The organism is Thermodesulfobacteriota bacterium, assembly GCA_040756475.1.
In the GTDB taxonomy this organism is placed as follows: domain Bacteria; phylum Desulfobacterota; class Deferrisomatia; order Deferrisomatales; family JACRMM01; genus JBFLZB01.
Genome location: JBFLZB010000245.1, coordinates 1 through 5,622, shown reverse-complemented (window position 1 = coordinate 5,622; position 5,622 = coordinate 1). Strand labels below are relative to the sequence as shown.

4 protein-coding genes are annotated in these 5,622 nt (G+C 68.7%); all 4 read right to left on the bottom strand.

Annotated features, from left to right (window positions below; translation table 11 throughout):
* A partial coding sequence (locus tag AB1578_21580) for a hypothetical protein (GenBank protein ID MEW6490489.1) occupies positions 1-209 on the bottom strand: 209 nt, incomplete at its 3' end.
* Positions 210-376: 167 nt separating this feature from the next.
* Entirely contained in the window at positions 377-4,024 is a 3,648-nt protein-coding gene (gene nifJ, locus AB1578_21575) for a pyruvate:ferredoxin (flavodoxin) oxidoreductase (GenBank protein MEW6490488.1), read from the bottom strand.
* Between the two features lie 34 nt (positions 4,025-4,058).
* Positions 4,059-4,565, bottom strand: coding sequence for a biotin/lipoyl-containing protein (locus AB1578_21570; protein MEW6490487.1), 507 nt, complete (start codon positions 4,563-4,565; stop codon positions 4,059-4,061).
* 95 nt (positions 4,566-4,660) lie between these two features.
* Positions 4,661-5,128 carry a biotin/lipoyl-containing protein gene (locus AB1578_21565; GenBank protein ID MEW6490486.1) on the bottom strand — a complete coding sequence of 156 codons (468 nt, stop codon included), beginning with the start codon at positions 5,126-5,128 and terminating at the stop codon, positions 4,661-4,663.
* Between the last annotated feature and the right edge of the window lie 494 nt (positions 5,129-5,622).

Genomic DNA, 5,622 nt, shown 5'->3' with positions numbered 1-5,622 from the left:
TCGTGGTGGGCGTGGGACACCACCAGGTAACGGATGCGGCTGCGGTCGATGCGAAACCTGTTTAACTGCTCCTCGAGGCGGGAGACACCCCAGGCCGTTCCGCCTCCGACCCAGGCGTACACGTCCCCCTGTACCAGGTAGGAGGCCACCTGGCGGCTGCCCAGGAGGAGGATCTGCTCTGCGACGGCGCCGGGCTCCGCGATGCGCATGGCGTGCTCCCGTCAGGCCCCCGCCCCGGACTCCCTGCATCTTCGGAGCAGCAGCGCGATGCCGTTTCGATTGTTGGGCGCGCAGTGGATTGCGAGGTCACGGGGGGGCGTGTACCGGGAAGCCCTGCCGGTGCGTGCCATCTCCGGCGTTTCGTGGAGCTCGGGCATCATCTCTCCGCACCCGACTCCCCGCCGGTTCCCCCGCCCACGTGGAGCCTGGCGAGCTGCTCGTAGAGGTTCCACTGGCTCTTGACGCCCGCCTGGGCTCCCTCGAGCAGGATCTGGGCCCGGTCCGGGTCCATGGTCTGGAGCATGCGGTAGCGGGTCTCATTGTAGATGTAGTCCTTCAGGTCGACCTTGGGGGCACCCGAGTCGAGCTGCAAGGGGTTTCGGCCCTGCCGGCGAAGCCGCGGGTCGAACCGGAAGAGGGGCCAGTGGCCTGAGTCCACGGCCAGGCGCTGCTGCTCGGGGCCTTGGGCGAGGTCGTAGCCGTGGGCGATGCAGTGGCTGTAGGCGAGGATCAGGGAGGTGCCCGGGTAGCTCTCGGCCTCGGCGAACGCCTTGACCGTCTGCTGGTCCTTGGCCCCGAACGCCACTTTGGCCACGTAGACGTGGCCGTAGGTCATGGCCATGAGCCCGAGGTCCTTCTTGGCCATTCCCTTGCCCGCGGCGGCGAACTTGGCCGTGGCCCCCATGGGGGTGGATTTCGACATCTGCCCGCCGGTGTTGGAGTAGACCTCGGTGTCCATGACCAGGATGTTCACGTCGCGCCCCATGGCGAAGACGTGGTCCAGGCCCCCGTAGCCGATGTCGTAGGCCCAGCCGTCGCCCCCGAGGATCCACACGCTCTTCTTCACCAGGTAGTCGGCCAGATCCGCCAGGCGCCGGGCCTCGGGGGAGCGCAGCTTCTTGAGCTTGGCCTTGAGCGCGGCCACCCGCTCGCGCTGGGCGGCGATGCCGGCCTCGGTGGCCTGGTCGGCGGCAAGCAGCGCGGCGGCGAGCTCGTCTCCCACCTTGCCCGCCAGGGCCCGCAGGAGCTCACCGGCTTGCTCCACGTGCTTGTCCAGCGCCAGGCGCATCCCGAAGCCGAACTCGGCGTTGTCCTCGAAGAGCGAGTTGGACCACACGGGGCCGCGCCCGTCGGCGTTGGCGGCGTAGGGGGTGGTGGGGAGATTGCCCCCGTAGATGGAGGAGCAGCCCGTGGCGTTGGCGATCATCAGCCGGTCGCCGAAGAGCTGGCTCATGAGCTTGATGTAGGGGGTCTCGCCGCACCCGGCGCAGCACCCCGAGAACTCGAAGAGCGGCTCCAGGAGCTGGGTGCCCTTGACGTCGGTCTTGACGCTGGCGCGGTCCACGAGGGGCAGGGTGAGGAAGAACTCCCAGTTCTCCCGCTCCGGCTCCCGAAGCGGCAGCTGGGGGGCCATGTTGATGGCCTTGTGGGAGGGGTTGGCCTTGTCCTTGGCGGGGCAGGTCATGACGCAGACGCGGCATCCCGTGCAGTCCTCGGGGGCCACCTGGATGGTCCATTTGAGGCCCTTGTGGTCCTTGGCCTTGGCGTCGGCGCTCCGGAAGGTCTTGGGAGCCTTGGCCAGGAGCTTGCCGTCATAGACCTTGGCCCGGATGGTAGCGCTGGGACACACAAACGAGCACTTGCCGCACTGGATGCACACGGCGGGGTCCCACACGGGGATCTCCTGGGCGATGTTGCGCTTCTCCCACCGGGTGGTGCCCAGGGGCCAGGTGCCGTCCACCGGCAGGGCGCTCACGGGCAGGTCGTCGCCCTTCAGGGCCATCATGGCGCCCTCGACCTTGCGGACGAACTCCGGGGCGGCCTGCGAGAGGATGGGCGGGCGGGTGCGCTTCGAGGTGGCCTTGGAGGGCACGGCCACCCGGTGCAGGTTGGCCAGGGTCTCGTCCACCGCCTCGAAGTTCCTCTGCACCACCGAGGCGCCCTTCTTCCCGTAGGTCTTCTCGATGGAGTGCTTGATCTGCCCGATCGCCTCGTCCCGGGGCAGCACCCCGGAGATGGCAAAGAAGCACGTCTGCATGATGGTGTTGATGCGGGCGCCCATGCCCGTCTTCTTGGCGACCTCGTAGGCGTCGATGACGTAGAACTGGAGCTTCTTGCGCAGGATCTGCTCCTGCATCTCCCGGGGCAGCTCCTGCCACACCTCCTCGGGCCCGAAGGGGGCGTTCAGGAGGAACACCGCTTGGGGGGCGGCGAAGTCGAGCACGTCGTACTTCTCGAGGAAGTTGTAGGCGTGGCACGCCACGAAGCTCGCCTTGCGGATCTGGTAGCTCGAGCGGATCAGCCCCGGCCCGAACCGCAGGTGGGAGATGGTGACGCCCCCGGACTTCTTGGAATCGTAGACGAAGTAGCCCTGGGCGAAGTTGGGGGTCTCCTCGCCGATGATCTTGATGGAGTTCTTGTTGGCCCCCACCGTGCCGTCCGCCCCAAGGCCCCAGAACACGCAGCGCACCACCTCCTTGGGCTCGATGTCGAACTCCGGGTCCACCGCGAGGCTGGTGTGACTCACGTCGTCGACGATGCCCACGGTGAAGTGGTTCTTGGGCTCTTTCTTCACGAGCTCGTCCAGGCACGCTTTCACCTGGGCCGGGTTGAACTCCTTGGAGGAGAGGCCGTAGCGGCCCCCCACCACCCGGATGTCGCCCGCCCGCCCCGACTCCACCAGGGCGGTCACCACGTCCTGGTAGAGGGGCTCGCCCGCCGCGCCGGGCTCCTTGGTGCGGTCGAGCACCGCGAGCGCGGTGACGGTCTTGGGAAGGGCCTTGGCGAAGTGCTCCACAGAGAAGGGGCGGAAGAGCCGCACCTTCAAGAGCCCCACCTTCTCGCCCTTGCCCACCAGGTACTCCACGGTCTCGTGGGCCACCTCCGCACCAGAGCCCATCAACACCACCACCCGCTCGGCCTTGGGGTGGCCCACGTAGTCGAAGAGCCGGTAGGTGCGGCCCGTGAGTTTGCCGAACCGGTCCATGGCTTCCTGCACCGCGCCGGGGCAGGCCGCGTAGAACGGACTGCACGCCTCGCGGGACTGGAAAAACGTGTCGGGGTTCTGGGCCGTGCCTCGAATCCGGGGCCGGTCGGGGGAGAGCGCGCGCTCCCGGTGGGCCCGCACCAGATTTTCGTCCACCAGGGAAAGCAGGTCGGCGTCGGTGAGCTGCTCGATCTTGGCCACCTCGTGGGAGGTGCGAAAGCCGTCGAAGAAGTGCAGAAAGGGCACCCGGGCCGCGAGGGTGGCCGCGTGGGCCACGCAGGCCAGATCGTGGGCCTCCTGCACCGAGTTCGAGCACAGGAGGCCAAAGCCGGTCTGGCGGCAGGCCATCACGTCGGAGTGGTCGCCGAAGATGGACAGGGCCTGGGCCGCGAGGGTGCGGGCGGTGACGTGCATGGTGTAGCTGGTGAGCTCCCCGGCGATCTTGTACATGTTGGGGATCATGAGCAGCAGGCCCTGGCTGGCCGTAAACGTCGTGGTGAGCGCGCCGGCCTGGAGGGCGCCGTGCACCGCCCCCGCCGCGCCCCCCTCGGACTGCATCTCGGTCACCTGGGGCACCGTACCCCACACGTTCTTCTGTCCGGCCGCCGACCACTCGTCGGAAAACTCCCCCATGGGGGAGGACGGCGTAATGGGATAGATCGCGATGACCTCGCTCAGGCGGTGGGCCACCGAGGCGGCGGCCTCGTTGCCGTCGACCGTCACGAAACGAGGCTCTCGCCCCGGCAACCCGGCAGGCGCCTCGGCGCCGCCCTTCCTTTCCCCTGCCTCGATCTTGTGTTGCGCAGCCTCACGGCTCATCGTCTGCCTCCCTGTTCGGTCTTGGAAATCTCCCTCAGGCGCCGATCACCACCAGCACTTCCCCCACGCCCACGTCCTGCCCCTTGGCCACCCGGACCTCCGCCACGGTTCCGGCCGCGTGAGCCTTGATCTCGTTCTCCATCTTCATGGCTTCCATGACCACTACCGTGTCTCCCGGCTTCACGGCGTCTCCCGGTTTGACCGCCACGCTCAGGATGTGGCCCGGCATGGGGGCGGCGACGACCTCGCCCGCCCCCGGGCCAGGGGCAGGGGCTCGGGCTGCCGGGCCGGCCACGGGCCGGGGAGCGTGGGAAGCGGGGGGAGCGGCGGCAGGGGTGGCTGCGGGCGCGGGGGTAACGGGGGCGGGCGCAGCCCACCCTGCGGCCAAGTCCGAGGAGACCTCGACCTGGTATGCGACGCCGTTGACCGTGACGCTGGCGGCGGTGCCGGAGAACCTGCCGATCTCCACCCGGTAGGGGTTGCCGTTGATGGCGAGATCGTAGCGGCTCGCAGTGGCGGACGTGTGGCGCGAATCGGACATGGGAACGCTCCTCTGTGTGTCGTGGGCGCCCGGGCGGGGCGCTTCCGTACCTGTTCTTCCATAGGGCCCAGGCTGCGACGCGCGATGGGCTCTGGTCAGCCCCCGGGAGCCACAACCACGAGCACGTCGTTGACCTTGACGGCTTGGCCCGCCTTGACCCATACCGCGGTAACCCTCCCCGCCGTGTGGGCCTGGATCTCGTTCTCCATCTTCATTGCTTCCATGAGCACGACCGGCGTTCCGGGATCGACGTGATCGCCCACCTGGACGAGGACGGCGACCACGCTCCCCGGCAGCGGGGCGTAGATTGCCTCTCCCGCGAAGAGGGAGGGTCTTCTCGCGGCAGTGGCTGTGCCCCAGCCCTGCGTTTCCCTGGGACCGTACCGCACCCCGCGCAGCACGGGCGCGTGGCGGCTTGGACGGGCGGGAGCCACGACGGTCCCGGGCGGGAGCTCCACTTCCACCGTCACGCCGTTGACCGACACAGTGGCTTGCCCCGCCGAAAGGGACAGGATCTCCACGGTCACCGGGACGTCGTCGATGACGAGCTCGTAACGCGTCATGAAGCCTCCGGGGCGCACGGTCGCGGGGCTGCCCCCTACGGTCGCCTCCGCCGCACGCCTACCCGGTGGGTTGGGCTGGCCGGAACTTCGTCCGGTGCCCCATTGCGTTCCGGGTGTCTTCGCGGAGGTTCCTGGCGCACTCCGGCCAGGTGGAGAACGGTGGCGACGGCTGCCGCGACCCTGGTGTCGGGCTGCGGCCGCACTCCCCGCAAGTAGAGTCCTACGGCCACCGCAGCCGCCCTGCGCTCGGCGGGGCTCGGGCGGCGGACCGGAACGACGAGAGGTCTGCGGGAGCGCTTCACGAACGTCGTTCCTCGTCCCTGCATGCTTCGTGTCCCTGTGGTCTATGCTCCCGCCTGGAGCAGTCTAGAGCGGGATGTTGCCGTGCTTGCGTGGGGGGTTGGAGTCGCGCTTGTGACGGCACGCCTCCAGCGCCTGGATGACCCGGATGCGGGTGTCCTCGGGCAGGATCACCTCGTCCACGTACCCCAGCT